At 34.8% G+C, this 22887-nt stretch carries 18 protein-coding genes and 3 other annotated features; of the genes, 2 read left to right on the forward strand and 16 right to left on the reverse strand.

Going from position 1 to position 22887, the window contains the following annotated elements; genetic code table 11:
• Window positions 1-327: 327 nt before the first annotated feature.
• From ACODS7_RS18180 to ACODS7_RS18225, 10 genes are all read right to left on the reverse strand, one after another.
• Window positions 328-1953, reverse strand: coding sequence for an ABC-F family ATP-binding cassette domain-containing protein (locus tag ACODS7_RS18180; RefSeq protein WP_000633860.1), 1626 nt, complete (start codon window positions 1951-1953; stop codon window positions 328-330).
• Between the two features lie 312 nt (window positions 1954-2265).
• Window positions 2266-5382: an MMPL family transporter gene (locus ACODS7_RS18185; RefSeq protein ID WP_043938063.1), complete on the reverse strand. Its 3117-nt coding sequence runs from the start codon at window positions 5380-5382 to the stop codon at window positions 2266-2268.
• A 175-nt stretch (window positions 5383-5557) separates the two neighbouring features.
• A complete protein-coding gene (locus ACODS7_RS18190) occupies window positions 5558-6124 on the reverse strand; it encodes a TetR/AcrR family transcriptional regulator (RefSeq protein ID WP_001107291.1) in 567 nt (188 codons plus the stop codon).
• Between the two features lie 272 nt (window positions 6125-6396).
• Entirely contained in the window at window positions 6397-7554 is a 1158-nt protein-coding gene (locus ACODS7_RS18195) for a GNAT family N-acetyltransferase (protein WP_243168737.1), read from the reverse strand.
• A 125-nt stretch (window positions 7555-7679) separates the two neighbouring features.
• Window positions 7680-8969, reverse strand: a complete 1290-nt coding sequence (gene aroA, locus ACODS7_RS18200) for a 3-phosphoshikimate 1-carboxyvinyltransferase (RefSeq protein ID WP_088115438.1) — start codon at window positions 8967-8969, stop codon at window positions 7680-7682.
• A 17-nt stretch (window positions 8970-8986) separates the two neighbouring features.
• A complete protein-coding gene (gene tyrA / locus ACODS7_RS18205) occupies window positions 8987-10087 on the reverse strand; it encodes a prephenate dehydrogenase (protein ID WP_224980234.1) in 1101 nt (366 codons plus the stop codon).
• Window positions 10080-11180, reverse strand: coding sequence for a histidinol-phosphate transaminase (hisC, locus tag ACODS7_RS18210; protein WP_224980232.1), 1101 nt, complete (start codon window positions 11178-11180; stop codon window positions 10080-10082). The genes tyrA and hisC overlap by 8 nt, the downstream gene beginning before the upstream one ends.
• A gap of 18 nt (window positions 11181-11198) precedes the next feature.
• The gene (gene aroC, locus ACODS7_RS18215; RefSeq protein WP_048563749.1) at window positions 11199-12371 is read right to left on the reverse strand and encodes a chorismate synthase; all 1173 of its coding nucleotides are present in this window, start codon (window positions 12369-12371) and stop codon (window positions 11199-11201) included.
• Window positions 12372-12424: 53 nt separating this feature from the next.
• Window positions 12425-12644 (reverse strand) — a binding site (T-box leader).
• A 9-nt stretch (window positions 12645-12653) separates the two neighbouring features.
• Window positions 12654-13730 carry a bifunctional 3-deoxy-7-phosphoheptulonate synthase/chorismate mutase gene (locus ACODS7_RS18220; RefSeq protein ID WP_001273575.1) on the reverse strand — a complete coding sequence of 359 codons (1077 nt, stop codon included), beginning with the start codon at window positions 13728-13730 and terminating at the stop codon, window positions 12654-12656.
• A 194-nt stretch (window positions 13731-13924) separates the two neighbouring features.
• Window positions 13925-14160: a binding site (T-box leader), on the reverse strand.
• 54 nt (window positions 14161-14214) lie between these two features.
• Window positions 14215-14450 (reverse strand) — a binding site (T-box leader).
• A 107-nt stretch (window positions 14451-14557) separates the two neighbouring features.
• Window positions 14558-18040, reverse strand: a complete 3483-nt coding sequence (locus tag ACODS7_RS18225) for a DUF4020 domain-containing protein (RefSeq protein ID WP_224980230.1) — start codon at window positions 18038-18040, stop codon at window positions 14558-14560.
• A 181-nt stretch (window positions 18041-18221) separates the two neighbouring features.
• On the opposite strand from ACODS7_RS18225, the gene ACODS7_RS18230 reads away from it, so the two are divergent.
• Entirely contained in the window at window positions 18222-18659 is a 438-nt protein-coding gene (locus tag ACODS7_RS18230; RefSeq protein ID WP_000997702.1) for a YndM family protein, read from the forward strand.
• A gap of 149 nt (window positions 18660-18808) precedes the next feature.
• On the opposite strand, the gene ACODS7_RS18235 is transcribed toward ACODS7_RS18230, so the two are convergent.
• Genes ACODS7_RS18235 through ACODS7_RS18245 form a run of 3 tightly spaced genes read right to left on the reverse strand, consistent with a single transcriptional unit; the run spans window position 18809 to window position 20239 of the window.
• Window positions 18809-19339, reverse strand: a complete 531-nt coding sequence (locus tag ACODS7_RS18235) for a cysteine hydrolase family protein (RefSeq protein WP_053564161.1) — start codon at window positions 19337-19339, stop codon at window positions 18809-18811.
• Between the two features lie 42 nt (window positions 19340-19381).
• Window positions 19382-19921 carry a GNAT family N-acetyltransferase gene (locus ACODS7_RS18240; RefSeq protein WP_224980229.1) on the reverse strand — a complete coding sequence of 180 codons (540 nt, stop codon included), beginning with the start codon at window positions 19919-19921 and terminating at the stop codon, window positions 19382-19384.
• Window positions 19922-19933: 12 nt separating this feature from the next.
• Window positions 19934-20239 (reverse strand): YfzA family protein, encoded by a 306-nt coding sequence (locus ACODS7_RS18245; RefSeq protein ID WP_224980227.1) that lies wholly within the window; start codon window positions 20237-20239, stop codon window positions 19934-19936.
• A gap of 99 nt (window positions 20240-20338) precedes the next feature.
• Here ACODS7_RS18245 and ACODS7_RS18250 point away from each other — a divergent pair, with 99 nt between their 5' ends.
• Window positions 20339-20863 carry a kinase gene (locus ACODS7_RS18250; RefSeq protein WP_224980225.1) on the forward strand — a complete coding sequence of 175 codons (525 nt, stop codon included), beginning with the start codon at window positions 20339-20341 and terminating at the stop codon, window positions 20861-20863.
• An 18-nt stretch (window positions 20864-20881) separates the two neighbouring features.
• Here the strand turns inward: ACODS7_RS18250 and ACODS7_RS18255 are convergent, their stop codons facing one another.
• From ACODS7_RS18255 to ACODS7_RS18265, 3 genes are all read right to left on the reverse strand, one after another.
• Complete coding sequence (locus ACODS7_RS18255) at window positions 20882-21556, reverse strand: hypothetical protein (RefSeq protein WP_000151353.1); 675 nt, start codon at window positions 21554-21556, stop codon at window positions 20882-20884.
• Window positions 21557-21608: 52 nt separating this feature from the next.
• Complete coding sequence (locus ACODS7_RS18260; protein WP_224980217.1) at window positions 21609-22031, reverse strand: SMI1/KNR4 family protein; 423 nt, start codon at window positions 22029-22031, stop codon at window positions 21609-21611.
• A 313-nt stretch (window positions 22032-22344) separates the two neighbouring features.
• Window positions 22345-22887 (reverse strand): 3D domain-containing protein (locus tag ACODS7_RS18265; RefSeq protein ID WP_488827240.1); only part of this gene is annotated, 543 nt, incomplete at its 5' end.

The following is a 22887-nucleotide window of genomic DNA, read 5'->3' on the forward strand; positions in this document are numbered from 1 at the left end:
TTGTAACATTTCCTGTTTTCTCCCAAGATTCATCCACTAATTATGACATCCCATACTATATACCTTTATAAACTCATTCGCAAACTATTCTATCTCCAATTTTGGTACATATTTCACATGACAAAATAATGTTATTTAATTATATTGCTCACCTTACATTCCCCTGCTTCAACTAAATCTTAAAGTCATTACATCTCTTCCATACATGAAAAATCCTCATGTTCACTAATATTATATTTGAATAATTATTCATTTACCCCACCAGTGGTGTTATGTTTTCTCGACAAAAAAACTCGCTCTAAAAAGAGCGAGTTTTTTCATGATATATTATTGACCTTTGTACATTGCATCTACTTGTTTTTGAAGTTCTTCATTTTCTAAGTACTCATCGTAAGTTGCCTCTTTATCGATTACACCGTTTGGTGTTACTTCGATAATGCGGTTTGCAATTGTTTGTACGAACTGATGGTCATGAGATGTGAATAACATTGTACCTTTGAAAGCAATTAAACCGTTGTTTAATGCAGTGATAGACTCAAGGTCTAAGTGGTTCGTTGGATCGTCAAGTGTGATTACGTTCGCACCACTTAACATCATTTTAGATAACATACAACGAACTTTTTCGCCTCCAGATAATACAGAAACGTTCTTCTTAACTTCTTCACCTGAGAATAACATACGGCCTAAGAAACCACGTAAGAAGCTTTCTGACTCATCTTGTGGAGAGAATTGGCGTAACCAATCAACTAAGTTATAGTCACTGTTCTCAAAGTATTTAGAGTTATCTCTTGGGAAGTAAGATTGAGATGTTGTAACACCCCATTTGAATGAACCGCTATCTGGCTCCATTTCACCCATAAGGATTTTAAATAATGTTGTCATCGCGATATCGTTACGACCGATAAATGCAACTTTATCACCTTTATTTAAAGTGAAGTACACATTATCTAACACTTTTTCGCCATCAATTGTTTTAGAAAGGCCTTCAACAGTTAATAAGTCATTTCCTATTTCACGCTCAGGTGTGAAGCCAACGAATGGGTAACGACGTGATGATGGTCTAATATCATCTAATGTAATTTTATCTAATAATTTTTTACGAGAAGTTGCTTGTTTCGCTTTAGATGCGTTTGAGCTAAAGCGTGCAATGAAGTTTTGTAACTCTTTTACTTTCTCTTCTTTTTTCTTATTAGCATCTTGTGTTAATTTTAAAGCTAATTGGCTTGACTCATACCAGAAGTCATAGTTACCAACATAAAGTTGAATTTTACCGAAATCAAGATCAGCCATGTGCGTACATACTTTATTTAAGAAGTGACGGTCATGGGATACAACGATTACTGTATTTTCAAAGTTCATTAAGAAGTTTTCTAACCATTGAATCGCTTTTAAGTCCAAGTGGTTAGTAGGCTCATCTAGTAATAGAATATCAGGTTTACCGAATAATGCTTGAGCAAGTAATACTTTTACTTTCTCTGCACCAGTCAATTCTGATAATTTTTTGTCATGAAGATCTTCACCAATACCAAGACCTTTTAGAAGGATTGCAGCTTCTGACTCAGCTTCCCAACCGTTAAGCTCAGCGAACTCACCTTCAAGTTCTGCAGCACGCATTCCATCTTCATCACTAAAGTCTTCTTTCATGTAAATAGCATTTTTCTCTTGCATTACTTTGTAAAGTTGCGTGTGACCCATAATTACTGTTTCTAATACTGGGAACTCTTCATATTCGAAGTGGTTCTGTTTTAATACTGCTAGACGCTCACCTGGCGTAATATGTATGTCACCTGTTGATGGTTCAATTTCTCCAGATAAAATCTTTAGAAATGTTGATTTACCAGCACCGTTTGCTCCGATTAAACCGTAGCAGTTACCTGGCGTGAATTTTATGTTAACATCTTCAAATAATTTGCGATCCGCGAAACGCAAACTAACGTTACTTACTGTAATCATTTGTGTCCTCCTACTAATACCGCTTATTTCAGCGTTTTCTCACCGATTGTCTTAAAAAATCGCATATTACGACTCAATTATTGTAGACTATAGCTATTATATAGTAGAAGCTGGATGAATAGCAACGGTTGATTACCTTTCTATAATGAAATCGGAGAGTTTTTATCCATTCCCCTAGCTATTGTATGTATATCATCGACCTCTTTCTCATATAACCATTCACTTCTCATTCTTTAATACATTGGATTCATTTTTCATTCGAAATTTTATATATAGAAAAACTGTAGAGAAATCATCCCCTACAGTCTTCACTTATTTCGTATTTATTATCTTTTCTTTATAACTCTTCAATCTACTCGTTAATCCCATTAAAGCAGGTAACAATATCGGCATCACGATTAAAGCTAATAGTAATAGTGCAACGCCAACAACTGATGCTACTTGTATAAGTGTTAATACACCTGAAGGGATTAATGCTGCAAATGTCCCTACTAAAATTAGCGCCGCTGATAATACAACTCCTCCTATATGACGAGATGCAGTTACAATTTTCGTTACCGAATCCCCTTCTATCTCGTTATAGCGCATCATTACGAAAATACTATAATCCACTCCTAAAGCGACAATCATAATGAAGCTAAAGAATGGAACATTCCAGCTTAATGACTCTACATGTAATACATGTGCACTAATTTGTTCGCTTATACCAAGCGATGCAAAGTACGCTAATAGTAATGAGCCAATAATAAATATTGTATTTAATAATGAACGTGTAATTACAATTAATACAATCGCAATTCCAATTAACATAATCGTAGCTGTACGTAAGAAATCTTGCCCTGTTACTTCTTTTAAATCAACGTTTCTAGCTGTTGTTCCGCCAATTGCTGTTTTCGCATCATGTAATTCCGTTCCCTTTACAGTGCCCTCGATTGTTTTATTGATTTCTTGAATAATCGGCATTGCTTCTTTTGAATACGGATTTACATCTAAAATGATGGTCATTTTAGCAATCTTTCTATCTTGTGACATGTACGTGTTCAATGCTTTTTGGAAATCGTCTCCCTCTAACACTTCTTTTGGAATATAAAACTTCTCAGAGCTTTTCGATTCATTGAGCTCCCCTAAATATTTCTGCGCGTCATGCAGGCCATTGCTTACTTTTCCAAGCCCTTCTGTACTTTTAGATAAACCAGATTGTAATTGCCCCATCTTTTCCTGCAGGTCTTTAAGGCCCGTTAAAAGTTGCCCTTGCCCATCGTTTATTTTCGTTAATCCAGATTGTAACTCAGCTGATTTATTCGCAATTTGTTTTGAACCTGCAGAACCTTCATTTAATCCATTTTTAAGATCCGCTGCCCCCTTTTGTAACTTATTAATTCCATTGTTCATTTCTTTTAAGCCGTTATCCACTTTCAGTAACGATTGATTCGCTTCTTTAAATGAACTCATCGCTGCTTTATGCTGCGTTGCTAATTGATTTAATTCTTTTGAAAGTATATTTAATTGTTTTTGAGCTTCTTTAGCAATTCCTATCGTTTGTTGTATGTTTGAATCATTCGCTAGTTCTGGTTTCGTTTGAACGAAATTGGTCATTAACATTTCAATTTGTTCATATCCCTTTTTCGCACCATCAATTGCTTGAGAAATACTTCCGAAGTATTGATCGTAAGAGCTTAAACCTTTTTCTAACTGTGCATAACCAGCATGCAGCTGCGACGTTGCATTAGATAGAACATTTATATTTTCGTTTACTGAAGCTAAGCCACTCTCAATTTGCTGTGCTCCTTGTGCACCGTCGTTTATGCCATTTGATAATTGATGTAAAGCTGTTCCTAATGCTGATACCCCGTTTTTCGCCTCGTTCGTTCCATCAATTAATTTTTGAACATTCGCAAGACTATTTGAATCATTACTTCCCATTTTATTTTTCGCATCCGTTAATCCATCATTAATTTCCTTTATGCCACCATCGGCATCTCCTAATCCTGTATTCAATTCTCCCGCTTGCTTATTTAAATATAATTCTTTTATCTTCTCACCAGTTGGACGTGTCGGTGCATATACTTCTGATACACCTTTAACTTTCGAAATTTTATCAGTTAATTCGTCTAAAATTTGTAGAGAAGTTCCTTCATCCAGCTTTTTATCAGATTGAATGACTAATGTACTCGGTGAAGAGAAACCAGGCGGAAAATGATCCTCTATTACGTTAATACCCATCTTTGATTCATACTTATTATCTACTTCAAATAAATCATTGTAATTTAGTGTATTAGAGTATTTTAATATGAAAGGAATCGATATTAAAAATACGATGATTAAAGCGATAAATGGCCTTGCTACTGAGTTTTTCGCAAAGAATCCCCATAAGCGACTATCCTCATGACCTTTAAATGTTTTAACTGGATAAAACATTCCTTTTCCTAAAAGCACCATAAAAAATGGATTTAAAGTCGTTAATACGAGTAGTAATACTAAAACACCAATTGCTACCGCTGAAGTAGATTGATATAATTTAAAACTCGCTAACGCAAGTGATGCAAAACCAATTAGCACCGCTATACCGCTATATAATACGGTTTTACCTGCCGATTTAAATGTTTCTTTCGTGGCCAAAAATGCATTTTCTTGTTTACTTAATTCTTCTTTAAACCTCGTATATAATAAAATGTTATAATCTGTTCCTACTCCAAAGAGGACGACGACTACGAACACTTGTGTAAAGTTTGAAAATGGGAAATTAAATTGATCTACAAGCTGAGCAATAATCCCCATTGAAACTAAATACGACACACCGACTGTAAGAAGAGAAACAATCGGAACAACTGGTGAACGGAATACGAGGATTAATACTACAAGAATGAAAATGATTGAAATAACTTCTGTCTTTTTCACTCCCTCTTGAGAGGATTTAAGAAAATCACCCGCTATTAAGTCACTTCCTGTTAAATACGTTTTTACCCCTTTCGTTTGCACCTTTTCATGAAGATTATTTGAAACCTTTGATATTTCACCATGTTTTTTATCTATCGATATTTGCGTTAAAATAGTCGTATTATCTTTAGAAACTAATTGTTTCTCCAAGTCTTTATTATCTAAATGCGAAACAACTTCCTTAATTCCTAATTGCTCTTTTTCATTTTGCAGGGCGTTGATCGTTTTTGTTATTTCCTTCTTTTGTTCATCTGTTAAAGCTGCCTTATTGCCACTATTAAAAACGGCTATAATTTCATACTTTTCAACCCCTTCTTTATCCATCTCTTTAATCATCTTGTCAGCAATGCTGCTTTGTTCTGTATTAGGGATTGTAATTTTCCCTTTTTCCTTCACTAATTTATCCATATTAGGCATCGTTACAACCATTGTAATAGTAATAACTATCCATAATAGAAAAGATAAACTTCTCCAACTTTTTAACTTGCTCATTTAAATCATCTCCCATTATGAAATTTACACGCGGAATGAATATTCATTCCTATTCTTTTGAAAATCCTTTTGGAATGAACGTTCATTCCTATCATTCTATTAAATTATTCATTAACTTTATTAAACTAGGTAATACGGAATGAATGTTCATTCCTGTCCTTATAAGGCTATAGAATCAAATGATTCTAATAGCATTCCAACAACTTTCTTCCAATTCCTTTACTAATTCATCTGTATATTCTAACTGCCCTGTTTCCATTACTTTAATTAATTTTTCAATTGGTTGATATACAATAATAATTAAAGCAATTGGTGGTAATGGACGAAGCAAACCTTTTTCAATTCCATCTTCAATCAAGTTCATGAAGAAACCCATGAAGTCCTCGAATATTTCATTGCTATGTTCATCTAGAAAATAACTATCACAGTGAGAATTTGTAAAAAGAAAAGCATCTGCATTTTGTCTCGCAAATTCAAATAAACGGTTGTATGTATGGCTAAACTGTTCACGAATATTTGCACCGACCGGGAAATCATTTTTTATTAATTCCGATAGTTGTAAAACACTTTTCGTAAATAAAGAATTAACAAGCGCTTCTTTATTTTCAAAATAACGGTAGATCGTACCTGCGCCTACTTTTGCTTTTTCAGCAATCATCGGAATTGTTGTACCATCATAACCTCGTTCTGCAAAAAGTTGTATTGCAGCATCAAAAATATCCTCTTGTTTGTTTTTAGCCATTTTTCCACCTCAATTTCCAGGAATGAAAATTCATTCCGTTTTTAATTATAAATTACATGAATTAAAAGTCAAGTGCGTGACAAAGTATAACTGTGATTTTTTATCCTCTATTTGTGAATGAAATTATATGAGTGACTTTCTGGATATATTGGCGCAACTTAAAATTATATCAGCGATTCTCATGATATATTGACTTACCGACAAAAATTCACAATATAAGAGGAAGCTATCCCGAAATTTCACTTAGGATAGCCCACCTTCATACATACAAATTAAAAGAAATCATAAATAAATGGCTTACGCACTGGTACTAGATTCTCAATTGACCGTATTGCCTCGTCACTTCCACTTATTAATTCAAGTTCATTTAGTTCTAATGGGCGTTTATAACCAAACATTATTGCCGATAGTGCATTTATATCCAGTTTTATTCCTTTTTCCGTTGTTTCTTCTACAATTGTTATTTCATGATTTGCAAGTCTCACTGTTACGTTATTCCACGGAGCAAATGCGTCTGTAATGTGTAGGATCACTTCTTGCTGTACATTGTTCCAATTCAACTCATATTGTTTTAAGAACTGCTCTACATCTACAATTCTTCCCATAAAATATGGTTTTATTTCTGTCTTCACGCGTGGCTCTTGCAATGAATATAACAACGGTTCGTTTTCACTTACTGTCATTTCAAGTTCTTTAATCATAGAATCATGCTGGCAAATAAAGTTCCACAGACCATTTCGTGCTTCATTATGTAGTGGTACAAATTCTTCTACTGTCATTTTATAGTTTTCTATTTTGTATAACATGTAACCTGCTGCCGTTTTATCTTCATCATAGTAAATCGCTAATGTTAAATCATCATAAACCGCTTGTAACCACCAGTTCTTCTCTCGAACTAGCATACCTGAAAAACGTTCTGCAAATACTTCATAGAGCTTTTCGACCTCTTCTGGATGATTTTCTTTATTAAAACGTTTCACAGTTCCATTTACTTGTTTTTTCATCACTAAATCGCTCTTAATCATATGACATGTGACTAAATTCGCACAAAGTTCCCAGCCGTATTTACGGTAAAATGAAACCGCAAATGGATGTAACATAGAGACTGTATAGCCATCTTTTTTCATCGTTTGAAGTGAATGTTGAAGTAGCTCTTTTACATACCCACTTCTTCTATACTCAGGATACGTCGCTACCCCTGCAACGCCACCCATTTTAAATTTTTCTTTACCTATGTAAATATGAAACGGAATAAGATGTAGTTTTGCTGCTAAGTCTTCCCCTTCCATAATGCCGTATATTTCATGACTTTCCTTCATCTTTGTAAGTTGCTGCTGTAATCGTTCCTCATCTACTTTATATTGAAAAGCGTATTCTGATAAACGTAATGCTTCTCTGAACTTATCTTCTTTTAATTGTATGACATTCATATAATTCTCCTCCATTCCCTGTTTGAATTGTATCATAATTCTTACTTTTGTAGTTCGGTAAGTGAAATTACAAAGACGTTTTAACAAAAAAAGCAGATACATCACGTATCTGCTTTCCATCCTTATTATTTAGCTAACTTTTGAAGTTCATCAAAGAATGTAGGATATGATACACCTACGGCTTCTGCATCTTCAATAATTGTTTTTCCTTCTGCCAGGCAGCCAGCAATCGCAAGCATCATTCCGATGCGATGATCACCATAACTATTTACTGTATTGCCTTTTAGAGCTGATTTCCCGTAAATAATCATGCCGTCATCAGTTGCTTCTATGCGAGCTCCTAGTTTCGTTAACTCCGCAACAACTGTATCGATACGGTTCGTTTCTTTTACTTTTAATTCGTGCGCATCTTTAATTACTGTAATTCCTTCTGCTTGCGTTGCCGCTAAGGCGATAACAGGAATTTCATCAATTAATCTTGGGATAATATCTCCGCCAATTTCAATTCCTTTTAATGAAGATGTTTCAATCGTAATGTTTGCAGCTGGTTCTGATGAGCCTTCGTTAATTGGCTCTACAGTGAACGTTGCACCCATTTTCTCTAAAACATCAATAATACCTGTACGAGTTGGGTTCATCCCTACATTTTGTAATACTAGTTTACTATTTGGAATGATTGCGCCTGCCACTAAGAAAAATGCTGCTGATGATACGTCACCTGGTACTTGAACGTCTGTTGCTGTTAATTTTTGTCCACCTGATAGCTTCACTGTTTTCCCTTCGCGAGTTACTTTAACACCAAATGCTTCAAGCATTCTTTCCGTATGGTCGCGTGAAATATGTGGTTCTGTAACAGCTGTTACACCTTCTGCACGAAGACCTGCAAGTAAAATAGCTGACTTTACTTGTGCACTTGCAACAGGAGAAATATATTCAATTGCTTTTAAATCTCCGCCACGTATTGTTAGCGGTGTAAATGTTCCTTCTTCTCTGCCGTCAATGTTTGCACCCATTTGTTTTAACGGGTTTGTTACACGCTTCATCGGTCTTTTTGCGATAGACTCATCACCTTGTACGCAAGAGAAAAATGGTGTGTTAGCTAATATACCTGACATTAATCGAATTGTTGTACCAGAATTACCAACATCTAATACAGCTTTCGGTTCTTGTAAACCTTCTAATCCTTTACCAACTACAGTAACTTCATCACCGTTTTGCGTAATTTCTACTCCCATTTCTTTAAAACATGAAATCGTACTTAAACAGTCTGCACCGGGCAAGAAACCTTTAATTGTTGTTTTCCCTTCTGCAATCGAACCGAACATAACAGCACGGTGTGAAATGGATTTATCACCTGGGATTGTAATATTGCCATTCAATCCGTTATTAACAGGTTGTATTGTTCTTTCTTTCACGTTTTTCACCTTCTCATTTAAATTGTTTCATAAGTTTGGTATTTTTCTTCTCCGAGCGCTAGCTTTGCTTTCATACGATCTTCTTCCCTTTGGAAACTAATACGTAATACCCCAAGCAGTCCTTCACGCGCTTCTAATATTTGCAAGTTCGTAATACTAATTTCCTCGCGCGCTAAAATACTCGTAATATGAGCCAATGCCCCCACCTTATCTAATACATCAACGTATAAATCGTGATAGGCAGGAATTGCACCACTCTTTCTTACTGGTAAAGAATCACGGTATTCTTTCGCATCTGCAAAATAGTTTTGAATCTCGCCTGCATCTCCGGTAGAAACTGTCTTATATAAACCTTCCATTTCAGAGATCCACTCTTTTAATAATACCATTAAATGCTCTCGATTTTGCTTTACAATATCACTCCACATTTTCGGACTACTAGATGCGATACGTGTAATGTCTTTGAAACCTCCAGCAGCTAGTTGATGAATGAGCGGATTATCTCCTGCATGTTTCTCAACTTGCTTTACTAAACCTGCTGCGATAAGATGCGGGAAATGACTAACAATCCCTGTTACATAATCATGTTCTTCTGTATTTAAAACAAGAAAATGAGATCCTGTTCCTTTTAACCATACTTTAAGGTCTTCCACTTGTTCATTTAGTACATGATTCATCGGTGTTAAAATGTAAAATGCATTTTCAAATAAATGCGCCTTTGCGCTTTCAACTCCCGTTTTATGAGAACCCGCCATCGGATGTCCCCCAATGAAAGAAACTTCCTTTGAAAATAAAGCTTCCGCTTCACTCATAATAGACCCTTTTGTACTACCAACATCAGTCACTATAACATCTTCTCGTAAACGGAATGACGCAAGTTTGTGTAATAGCTTCTTCGTTTCTTCAACTGGAGAAGCAAAAATAATTAAATGTGCCTCTTCACATGCATGTTGTAAATCAACTGCTACTTCATCTACTACGTGTAATTCTTTTGCACGCTCTACTTGCTCTTGAAATATATCGTAACCTGTTATCATTACATCGTGCTCTTTCTTAATTGCTAAGGCGAGAGAACCTCCTATTAAACCTGTTCCAATTAATACTACCTTTTTACGCATTTTCCTCATCTCGAGACTTACTTTTTTTATTTTCAAAGTGCTGTTTTAACACTGAAATCACTCCTTCATTTTGCTCCCTTGTTCCAACTGTAATACGGACACCATTTGGGAATGGACGAATAATAAACCCTGCATGTGCACAAGCTTCATAAATCTCTCCAGCATTATCTACCGGTAAGAAGATGAAATTAGTTTGTGACGAATAAAATGGTATTTCGTTTTCCTTACAGAAACTCTCGTATTGCTGTAATCCTTCTGTATTCACGCGAACTATTTCTTCAATAAACTCGTCATCACCAAAAGCAATCGTAGCTGCTTTTTGCGCTAATGAAGATACGTTAAATGGTAAACGTACGACATTTAATTTCTCAATTAGCTCTTCCTGTCCGATCGCATATCCAACGCGGAAAGAAGCTAATCCGTATGCTTTAGAAAACGTTCTAAGTACAAGAATGTTTTTATGTTTTTCTAAAAGCGGTAATGTCTCAGGGAAATCTTTTGCTGTTACGTATTCATAGTACGCTTCATCAATGACAATTAACGTATTTTCACTAATGCCTTCAATAAATTGAGTCAATTTTTGCTCATTCACATATGTGCCCGTCGGGTTGTTCGGATTACAAATCCATACGATTTTCGTATTATTATTTACCACTGACGAAATTTCGTCTAAATCGTATACACCGTTATTTAAAGGAATTTCTTTCACTTCACAGCCTTCAATAATTGCATGATGACGGTACTGCGGGAATGTTGCACCAGCCGTTACGATATTATCTCCTGCTTTAAGTACTGCACGGCTTATCATTTGAATGACTTCATCTAAACCACTACCACAAAGTACTTGTTCTAATTGCACATGCAACTTATCCGCGATTGTTTGACGGAGCGTTGTAGCACCTCCGTCAGGATATAAAGCATGTTCCAACCAAGATTTTTGCAACTCTTCTAAAACTCTCGGTGAACAACCGAATGGATTTTCATTCGATGCTAATTTCACAAACGAATGATCTCCGTATACTTCTTTCATTTGTTCTGGTGATTTACCTGGTTTATATGGTTGTAATGATGATAGTTGCTCTTTTACTTGCACGTTAAACCCACCTTTTTATTAAAATTCTTTCGCGTAGTTATTATGTTGCATAATGTTTTGTTTTAATAAATCCATACGATCTTTTCCGAATTGTTCGACTAGTGCATCTGCAAGTTCCCATGCTACAACAGATTCAGCTACTACACCCGCTGCTGGTACTGCGCAACTATCAGATCTTTCAATACTCGCTTGGAATGCTTCCTTCGTATCAATATCAACGCTTGCTAACGGTTTGTATAATGTAGGAATTGGCTTCATAACGCCTCTTACGACAATTGGCATACCTGTTGTCATACCACCTTCTAAACCGCCGGCATTATTCGTTTTTCTCGTGTATCCTTTTTCTTCATCCCACAGAATTTCATCATGCACTTTACTTCCTGGTTGTCTTGCCGCTTCAAAACCTACGCCAATTTCAGCACCTTTAAATGCATTTATACTCATAATTGCACCAGCAAGTTTTGCATCTAATTTACGATCGTAATGAACGTAACTACCAACGCCAATTGGCATACCTTCTGCAATGACTTCCACAATACCACCGATTGAATCTCCGCTACTTTTTGCGTTGTCAATCGCATCCATCATTTCTTGCTCTACTTCTTTATCTAAACATCGAACTGGTGAGTTTTCAGTTATCGTTTGAATTTCTTCAATCAGTAAGTTTGAAATATGTTTTGCTTTTACTCCACCAATTTCAAGAACATGTCCTGCAATTTTTACGCCTAATTCGCTTAAAATTTGTTTTGCAACTGCACCAGCAGCTACACGAACTGTCGTTTCTCTTGCAGATGAGCGCTCTAATACGTTTCTTATATCACGATGGCCATATTTAATTGCTCCATTTAAATCCGCATGTCCTGGACGTGGTTTTGTAATTGTACGTTTCATGTCTTTACTTTCTTTTTCCGAAATTGGCTCTGCACCCATTACTTTCGTCCAATGTTTGAAATCATCGTTTTTTACAATTAACGTAATCGGTGATCCGAGTGTCATCCCGTGACGAACACCACTTACAATTTCAACTGTATCTGTTTCAATTTGCATGCGTCTTCCGCGTCCATGACCTTTTTGTCTTCTTAATAATTCTTTATTAATATGTTCCGCCGTAAGTGTCAAACCTGCTGGTACACCTTCTAAAATAACTGTTAACTGCGGTCCATGTGATTCTCCAGCTGTAATGTATCTCATTTCTCTTGCCCCTTTACTATTTTTTTGTACAAAAAAGTCCCTACTGAGCGCTCAGTAGGGACGATGTTTATCGCGGTACCACCCTAGTTGTAGACAACTGTCGTCTACCTCTCTTCTTCTTTAACGATCGTTTGACCGTCTTCCCCTCCATAAGTTGTCGGGAAAGATGCTCCAAGGCTGTAATTCATGCTTACCTTTGTACTGATTTACACCAGCCATCAGCTCTCTTTAACAGTGAGATAAGCACTACTGTTTCCTCTTCAACGCATATATGATATGGAATTAAGATAATTTATTTTTGAAACCTTTTAACTCATCCATGAATCTATGGAATTCTGGAATGTCCATTTGTTGTGCAGAATCTGACAATGCAACCGCTGGATCTGGATGAACTTCAGCCATTACTGCATCTGCGCCAATTGCAAGTGCCGCTTTCGCTGTTGGTAATAATAAATCTCTGCGTCCAGTTGAATGTGTTACATCAACGATAACTGGTAAATGTGTTTCTTTCTTTAAAATTGGTACTGCAGAAATGTCTAATGTGTTACGTGTTGCTCTTTCGTATGTGCGGATACCACGCTCACAAAGAATAATTTGATCGTTACCTTGCGCAATGATGTATTCCGCTGCATTAATGAACTCATCAATTGTTGCTGCTAATCCACGTTTTAATAATACTGGTTTGTTAACTTTACCTACAGCTCGTAATAAATCGAAGTTTTGCATGTTACGTGCGCCAACTTGAATTACATCAACGTAGTCTAATGCCATTTCAACATCGTTCGGATTTAAAATTTCACTAATAATTGCTAAGTCGAACTCGTCTGCTACTTGGCGTAAAATTTGTAGTCCTTCTACTCCTAAACCTTGGAAATCGTATGGAGATGTTCTCGGTTTGAATGCACCACCGCGCATTAATTTTAAGCCTTGATCTTTCATCGCTTGCCCTACTTGACGAACTTGCTCTAAGCTTTCTACTGCACAAGGTCCCATGATGAACGTTTGTGTTCCGTTTCCAATCAATTCACCTTTTACATCAACGATTGTATTTTCTTGTTTCTTTTTACGTGATACTAGTAACGCTTTACGGTTATCATCTTCTTGTAACTCTAAGCTTGCTTTGAAAATCGTTTTGAAAATATGTTGAACTGTTGATGTTTCGAATGGTCCTTCGTTATGCTCTGCGATCATATCAAGTACTTCACGCTCACGTACTGGATCAAAGCGTTTCGTACCTTGTACTTGCTTTTGTTCTCCAATTTTTTGAACGATTTCACCACGTTTGTTTAAAAGGTGTAATAGTTGTAAGTTAATTTCATCTACCTGTTTACGTAATTGATCTAATTCATGATTTGCCATTTGGAAATCCTCCTCTAATGTTTTAAAAGTATAGTAAGAGAATAAAAGATTCTCTATTTTCTGAACTGGTTAATTATACAAATTTATAGTGGAATCGATACCTCTTCTTATTTTAAACTAATAATTCGTACAAAGACATGAACTACTAGTTAAAAAGCCACTTTTTTGTACAAAAAAGCCCTACTGATCCAATCAGTAGGGACGATATTTATCGCGGTACCACCCTAGTTGTAGACTTCTTTCGTCTACCTCTCTTCATTGTTAACGATCATCTGACCGTCTTTCCCTTCATAAAGACAATACTATCTTTACTACGAAAAAGATGCTCCAGGACTGTAATTCGCTCTTGTTTTTGTACTGGTTCGCACCAACCACCAGCTCTCTGTTACAGGGAAACAACAACTACTGCTTTTCCTTTCAATGCATGACTATTTTATTTTCAAGTTGGACCACTAAAATACAAAAAGTCCCTACTGAATAAATCAGTAGGGACGATATTTATCGCGGTACCACCCTAGTTGTAGACTAACTTTCTGTCTACCTCTCTTCACTGTTAACGATCAATTGACCGCTTTTTCGTAATAAAGACAAACTATCTTTATTACGAAAAAGATGCTCCAAGACTGTAATTCATGATTATCCCTGTACTGGTTCACACCAACCACCAGCTCTCTGTTACAGTAAGACTAACCACTACTGTGATCTCTTCATTGCACTTTGTTTATTCAAATGTTTTTGAAATTGAATAAGTATGATTCGTATTATAGAACGCTTTTCAAAACACTGTCAACAACTTTTTATATATTTTTTAAAATTCCACTTTCGTCCTATAATTCTTCTTGTAAATCACCCATTACAATTCCTATGCGAATTATTTCATTTTCTAGTAAATGTAAAACATATTCCTCTACTCCATACTGAACTAATAATTCTTTTATTTTTATGATTTCTTTTTCAAATAAAACGACTTCTTGACATGTTTGTAGTAAAATAAAAAACACATTTGCAAACATTTCTTTATGCGCTTTCATACTTTCTTTCTTATGAAGCATTTCAATCAATAACTGCTTCATTTCCTCACCTGTACATTTACCATTTACACTTGAAAATGCACGAGACATAATACATAATCCTTTTTCTAATATTTCATCCATGTATAAAATAATACGTAAAAGCATTACATATTCTCTCACTGTTATCTCACCCATTTTTGGTCGTTCTCGCAAAAATACACTGAGCCAAGCTGTCCAAAATTTTTGTTGTTCTTTTACACTTAATGTTTTGACGTAATAGCATAAAAACTGCATAAATTTAATTTTATTTTCTTCATTTTCTAATACGAGTAAAGGGTATAACCAATCTGTTTTTTGCTCCCAATATAGTACACATTTAATAAATACAAAGCTAAGCCACTTCAAGAAAGCTTCCCTCGTATGCGGATGTAATACTTCCAAATGTTCTATCGCATACTTAATAAAACGCTTCATTTCTGTAAATAAAGGTAAATTTATTTGAGTGTAACATAAGCCCGCCCATGCATATTCCGTAATTTCATTTTGTTTTTTTAAATCTAAGTATGGTAACAAATATTTCCGGCACCATTGTTTTTCAATATGGTATAGAAATGTAATATCTGCTATTAAACGAGCAAACATAAAGTTTGTTCGTTCCGAATTAACTCTTACTTGTTCTTCAAATAAAAATAAATATTCATATACATTACGATCGTATAAATGATCATATGATAACAACTTTAATAATACAGCCGTCATTTTTCCAACAGGATGCTGAATTGATTCATTGTAAAAATCTTGTTTTCCAAGCTTAAAATCCGTATCACTCTTCATAACTTGAGGAAACACTGAAAAAGCAAAGCGTTTTACAACACGTATACTATTCTCTTCTAACTCTTCTAGTCGATTACTAATTTCATATAGAAAACTACTAATTAACCAATGAAAAGCAGTATTTCTAACAAATTTCTGCAATAGCGGAATAATTTTTTGGATTTGATCATTTGTCAATCCTCGGTTATTTCGCCATTCTCTAATACAAACAAACCATACTTCATTACTTATTTCTTGCACTCCTACTAATTGATATGCGAATGAAATACTCCACTCTGTATTCAATTTACATGCTTTTGATAACATCTCTAAAAAATGGCGTTGTTCAAAAACACCATCTTGCGAAAATTGCCGAACTTGCTTCATAATTTCAAAATCTTTCAGCTGCAATAATCCGTCAGCTGTTACATTACAAGTAATGCTTTGCGCTGTATCCTCTTTCTTTTGTACACTGTATTGTTCAGAATGAAAATGAGGATGCTTTTGCTTCATTAACTCATACCCATTTGCCGTAGATGGACTATTTGAATCACACTTGAATAATAAGTCTAATATCAGACATGCATCAAATACTCTCTCTTCTGTAAGACGCTTTATTACAGTTCGAGTGACTTCTTCTTTTGTTTTTTCCAAACAATTTGCATAATGACTTTTTAAAAGTTGGAAAACTTCGTGTTTATAAGTGAAATCTAAAAGAAGTCCTTCATGTAACAACCATTTCATTTTGTCATCTACACGAACAAAAATATTTTTATTCATCGCATCAATTGCAATTCGCTTTTGAAGTACACTATTCGCTTCTATCATTTCTGTAATATAATAATCCGCTTTTTTCTCATTGTTTTCACATAAATAAGTTAGACACTCTTTTACAATTTGTATTAAAAATGCAAGATCATTTTGATGAAACTCTTTTTCTACATCTTCCGTATTTCTTTTTTTCAGTGCCGTTTGTCTTAACGACAACATTCTCAATTTTTCTAATCCGATCATCATAATTGGAACAGCATAATAGGCGATATATGGCCTCATCTTTTCGTTCCAAATTTGCTCCACATGAGAAAATGTTGATACTGGTAAGCGACTCGATTCCTCGAGTTCTATTGCTTCTTGCGTATCATTTCCCCATTTTCTTACACGTTTCAACTTCAATTTTCCGTCTAAAATAAACGTTAGTAACAATAACGCAATTTCCTTATGCTCAGGAAAAGAACATTTTTGCAGTAACTTTGAAATCTTTTCTATAGAGCTACTATCTTTTTCAGCAGTTTCTAATAAAAGGAGTGTCCACCTGGCAAACAACAATGGGTCCATCTTACTCTTCGTTTCGTTTAAGTAGTTACAAATTGTTCTCCATAATAACGGTGATATTTTAGAATAGTTTTTATAAATTAATTGAAATAATTCTTTCTGATGACTAAAAAGAAATTGTTCCACTAACCATTCTGCAAGTAATTCATCTACTTCATTATAGTTTGGCGTAAGCATAAACAAATTTTGTAATTTACCTTCTGCTTCTAACCATTCGACCCATTCATAATCATGAGCAAATTCCACAAAGTAACGAACTGTTTCAATTTTTTTAATTGATTGCTTTATGTATGATAATTGTTCCTGTTCTACTGACGGGGGAACCGTTACAATATCCCGAATACGCATTCTTTTCGTAATATAATTATCACCCATTAATTCCGCCCAGCGTTTTACCGCTTTTACGAGGGATTGATGATTATTCACTTTATTCGGATACACAATCGGTCTTATCCCCAAATGTTCCCAGTGGTACGTATTTTCTCCTTGTGCGACAAAAGCAAATCGTCTTGTACTTGGTGGTAAACCAGTTGCTAAATATTTCATTACTGGGTCATTATGACTATATCCAACGAATAAAACGGTGTAATTTGAGAATAGATCGACTAAAAATCTTCTCGCCCACCCTTCCGTTAAGTAAGCCCTTCCAAAATCACCGTCTGTTAAAATTAAAGCCTCTTTCTCCTGTTCTACATTACCATGTATATAAGCAAGACCTTTAAAAGCTCTCCCAGTCGGTAAAGCTGGAGCGTAATAAACATTGATATCTCTATTTATTTCTTTAATTGCAGTTGTAAAATGTTGATCAAAATTTGTTGTTACAATGCGGATATCTGTATCTAACGGAAATAACCTTGGAATTGCATAATGCAATGGATTCGGTTTTGATTTCTCTATATGAACAAGATCTCTTGCGACTTGATGTACATCTTTTGTTTTCGCAATTTTACCAAGATAATAATCATGTGGTTCTGTTATTTCACGTTTTTCGACATATAACGTTTTTGCAATTTCATCAACTAAATCATCAAAATTCGGTAAGTTTGATTTCCCTTTCATAGAAACTCCCGCTCCAACAAATAACACTAACTTTCCTTGCTCAATGTGATCAATTAACTCATCTGGAATTTCTACTTCTGAAGTAATCCACATCCTGGATTCCCCCTTACCTAAAAATGTCATACACTCTCATTTTACTATAACATTTTTTCGTTATTTTTATAATATTTAGACTAAATTCCGAACATGAAAAAGTTTTATGTAAATAAATCCGTTACAATGTATGAACTCCAGAATTTATTGCAAAACTATGTATAAATCGGAGGTGTAAATTTTGAATGATTTCACAGTAGTGCTTATCAAGTTTATATCGTGCATTATCGCATTTAGCATTGGGCTTGCTTTATTTTTCCCTGCAACGTTTGTTCAAATTATTTCATTCAGTCTCTTTGTTACAATCGTATCCTACATGTTCGTTGATAAAATTATTTTAAATCGAATTGGCAATACTGGTGCCATTATGTCGGATTTCTTATTAACATATTTAAGCGTATGGATTTTCGGTAATATTTTATTAGACAACTATATGCAAATTGCATGGGGCAGTATCCTTTCTGCCATCGTCTTCACTTTATCTGAAGTAATCGTTCATCGCTTCTCTAACTCTCATACAAGGCACAACAATGATAACATTCGTATTAATCGCCGCTTTGCATATGGTACGGAGTTTGCTGAAGAACAAAATATATTGGATAAAGACAAGAAAAAGTAACATTTTAATGCAGGAGCACCCTTTTTAATTATGTGGTGCTCCTTTTTTGTATATTTTTATTATGGTACGTGAAATTATATAAACGATTATTTCAAAATATCGACTTACCAACAATATTTGACGCTATTTTTCTAATAAAAAACTGCCTCTTATTTAGAGGCAGCCACTTTCAAGTCTTTTAATGCAACAACATCCGCAAACGCTCCCAATACTGCGTTATGATGTTTCACAATATCTTCAGCACGTAACACTTCTGCATCAAATGTACTATGCGCATCACTAACTAACGTTACTTTATATCCTTCACTACATGCTCTGCGCGTTGTCGTATCTACACAATACTCTGTTTGCATTCCCGAAAGAATAACGTGTTCAATTCCTTTCTCTTGTAACACTTCGCTTAAGTTTGTCTTATGGAATGAATCTGGCGTCGTCTTTTCAACAATATCATCCCCTTCTTGCGGAGCGATTGTTGCATGGATTCGCCATCCATCCGTACCTTTTTCTAACGGATGGTCTTTAGGACCGTTATGTTGGACATAAATAACTGGAATATCATTTGAACGACATTCCCCAATAAGCTCTTGCAATGTTTGTAAAAATTTTCCCCCATTATGTACTGGCATTCCAGCTGTATACATACCCGCTTGTACATCAATTACGATTAATGCTTTTTTCATTTCCCACAGCTCCCTTCGTTTATATAAGCCATTTCATATTCATTATAATTGTTTATATTCCATCATCCAACAATCTTCTAGTTTCCCCTCATGCAGCTCATGTTCCTTTAAAATCTTTACTTTTTTAAATCCGCATTTTTCATAACACTTTATCGCTCGTTCATTATTTACTTTCGGATCCATTGCGATTGCTTCTGCTCCCATTTCACCCATAATGTATGTAATTGCTGCCTGAACGAGTTTTTGTCCAATTCCTTTTCCCCAATAGGCTGGTTCACCGATAAATTGATCCATTCCCCATACATTTTGTGATTCTTTATAGCCATATATCGCTTTCCACTCTGAATCAACTGGGTACATTTGTATGTAACCAATCGGAACGGTATCAAATTCTATTAAACATCTATTTTCATTACTGTTTGGATTATGTATAAAATGATCAAGCACCTTTTCTACAGATTGCGGATTATCTCGTCCTTCGTAATACTGCAGGACTTCTGGGTCCGTTAACCATTTAGAAATGATAGATACATCATCTTCCATTACGTATCTAATCAATAACCCTTCTTTTTGAAATAGCATATTATACCTCTATTATTCTTTTATATTTTTTCTTGATATTATATCTTTCATTGCACCTACTAATGCATATGGTAGTAATGTAATCGCAAAAAATGCTGTAAATACATTAAATTGCCGGATTGTATAGAGTGTGAACCATTCTGTGAAAAATTGAGAATTTAATATTCTATTAAAAAACTCTCCGCCTGGTCTAAAGTTTGGTGCCCACGCAGTTATTTCACACAAAATAAACAGTAACTGAACAATAAAAAATGCCCCTAGATAACGAAACCAAGTCCGTTTCCATATAGGTTGTGCATTTTTTAATATATCCCCCATCTAATCCCCTCCTTAAATATTCATCATATTAATTATACACTTTCCTCACTTTATTTGTTAAAATTTTCTATATAATTAATACCGTTGGGGGAATACATTATGTCTAAACCTATACTTACATCCACTTTAATCATTCTTAGAGGAAACTCCGCAAGTGGTAAAACAACGATTGCAAAGCAACTACAAGAACATTTCGGACAAGGTACACTTTTAGTATCACAGGATGTTGTGCGTAGAGATATGCTTAGAGTACACGACACAATGGGTAATTTATCACATAATTTACTATTTGAAATTACAAAGTACGGAAAAGGAAAATGTGAATTTGTTATTTTAGAAGGTATATTGGACAGTCGTAGGTATGGTGAGATGTTAAAAGAATTAATTCGTTATTTTGATGAAAATGCATTTACATATTATTTTGATTTATCATTAGAGGAAACTATTAGACGACATAACACAAGGGACAAACGATATGAATTTGGTGAAGATTCCCTCCAAAAATGGTATAATCCGCACGATACAATTGAGGTTGCCAGAGAAACTATTTTTACAGATAACTTTACGCAAAAAGATATATTTGATGCGATTCTTAATGATGTTGCGATACAAAAACAAGACTAATATAATATGTTAGTCTTGTTATGTACTTTGTGTTTCCGTTTTTATAATTGAACAATCTTGACATAAATAAAAATAAATATTCATTTCCCCAAACTGGAAATCAACTACTGAAATAAGTCCGCGTTCCTCGATATCTTGTGTAATTGTAGCAACATACTTCATCTCTTTAGAACAAGTTGGACACGCCAAATGCTCTGGAAGATCCGCATATAATGGTGCCCCTAATAATCTACATACATATTCAGAACCGAACAAGTCAAAAGCTTCCCAGTAACTATCTTCATCTGTAGGTATATCTTCATTTTTCATATTTATAAGCTTTACCGTTGTTTTTGGTAATGAAACTGGTAACTTATCTTCCTCTTCCATTATCCATTCTTCTGTATTTTGCTGCTTTATGATTTGAACTGTTTTACCTCCATCACTTAACTGAAAATATTGCGGTTCCCACACCATCGCGCAGTTCAAGCATGAAACGAATGGTAAAATATTTAGTTCATTACTTTTAAGTTCAGCAAGTCTCCCATCTTTTAAATCAAAACAGAGAATTTGATGCATCTTCTCACCGCATAACTTACATACTGGCAAATTACAATCTTGACCGCCAAAGTAATGATTATATGAACCTCTTCCTTCAATTACTCTATACCCTTTCCGCTCATTACAATGTGCGCCATATAATTCTATTGTCATATTCTATCCTCGCCTTTTATAAGAATGATTCACAAAATGATAATAATTAAGACTAAAAAACATCGTCTTCCTGAATAGTTTCCATAATAAATTCTTTTAAACTCGGAGATATTTCTTCCATTTCGTCATCCGCGTGATACCAAATATATATTTTATCATCCGTTTTTCCATTATTTATTTTAAAGCACAATTTATCCCCTGAACCATCGTCACCAATTATGATAAGATTTTCTGGCATAGACTCATCTCTCATGTCAATGTTTTGTCTAACTATATCATCCCAAGTTTTCGTTACATTTCTATTATCTTTAATCGGATATAGCATCCATACCCCTATTTCAGCATTATTAACTAATTTAATAAGATCCCTATATTGATTTGGGAAAGCAGCACCTAACTTTTCTTCCGTTTCTTTTATTTGCAACTCCAATACACCTTGTTTCTTTGTTTCAATATATTCTCTTACTTCTTTCATGAAATACACCTATCCTTTGAACTTAATTACACTATTATGAGTGAACGTGTTTAGTAAACGATTTGATCCGATTTATATATTTCATTATACGTTAACCCTTCGTTTTCAACATACTATTCTTCTCTACTTCTCAATAACCTTCTGTTCTACTTCCTTACCTCATTCTTAATAGTTTTTCTAAACATGAGACAATTTTTATGTTTTATTACAGGTTTATTAGTAAGTCATTTAAAAATCCTATTATAATTCCACTAAAAAAATAAAAGCCAGCCTCAATAAAGAGAACTGACTTCTATTTGGATCATTATAGTTACTATAAAATTTTTACTTTAACAGTTTTTCTTCCCCAATTCATAGCTTTACTTTTTGACCCCATTAATACATCAATACGATTACCTTTAATTGCGCTTCCAGTATCACCAGCGATAGCTTCTCCATAACCTTCTACCCATACTTTAGATCCTAATGGGATTACTTTCGGGTCGACTGCGATAATTCTCATATTCGGATTTGCCGTTAAATCATGCCCCATCGCAGTTAAAACGCGTCCACCATATGTACCATTTTCACTTGGATCAGCAGTATACGCTGTCGCTACTACCGTTAATTCACGTTTAGCAGACTGTATGTTGTTTTTTGATACTTCTTTCGCTCTTTCTTCTTCTTTAGCTTTTGCTATTTCTCTTGCTCTTTCTTCTTCCTTAGCTTTTGCTATTTCTCTTGCTTTCTCTTCTTCTTCTTTAGCTTTTGCTATTTCTCTTGCTTTCTCTTCTTCTTTAGCTTTTGCTATTTCTTGCGCTCTCTCTTCTTCTTTAGCTTTTGCTATTTCTTGCGCTCTCTCTTCTTCTTTAGCTTT

The organism is Bacillus sp. FG16 (assembly GCF_057809515.1).